The sequence below is a fragment of the Marinobacter sp. C7 genome (assembly GCF_022343555.1).
GTDB lineage: Bacteria > Pseudomonadota > Gammaproteobacteria > Pseudomonadales > Oleiphilaceae > Marinobacter.
Map to the genome: position 1 here is coordinate 1 of NZ_JAKQZH010000095.1, position 515 is coordinate 515.

Annotated in this window: 1 protein-coding gene; it reads right to left on the minus strand. The window is 61.6% G+C overall.

Features of this window, described 5'->3' with window-relative positions; all coding sequences use genetic code 11:
- Nucleotides 1-515 (minus strand): hypothetical protein (locus MD273_RS18910; RefSeq protein WP_239039304.1); only part of this gene is annotated, 515 nt, incomplete at both ends.

Consider the following 515-nt stretch of genomic DNA (forward strand, 5'->3'; position numbering starts at 1 on the left):
TGCTCGACGAGATCAGGCCACGACTCCGCTAACATGGCCAGCGCAATGCCGCCCATACTTAAGCTCACACTGTGATATTGCGCCAAGCGCAGACGACGGCCCTTTGCGATGTGGGCGATGCCGACCTCGGGTGCCATCAGCATCAGTCGCGGCGGAAAATGCTCAATCCGGTCGAGATGGTCGGCGATAAACTGCTGGACCAAGTGCCGGGTCGCGGCTTGCGCATGCAGCGCGCTGAGCAATACCTCGGTGTCGTGCGGCATGTTAGCCCAATCTTCGCCGATGGCGGCGTCGATCCTTTCCCAGTCGAGCTGGCGAAGCACGGCACCGTACTTGCTGGGAGCAACCTGGTGCAGGAAGTCCAAGAAAAAGGCTGCAGACTGGAAGTGACGCGGGCGGACCGCTGAAATATGCGGCGCGACCCGCGCGGGGTCGATCGTCGCGCACATGTTTCGTGCGATCACCCATTGCCGATGTGACGGCTTGAGCTTCCCGACATAGACGCCGAGCGGGTA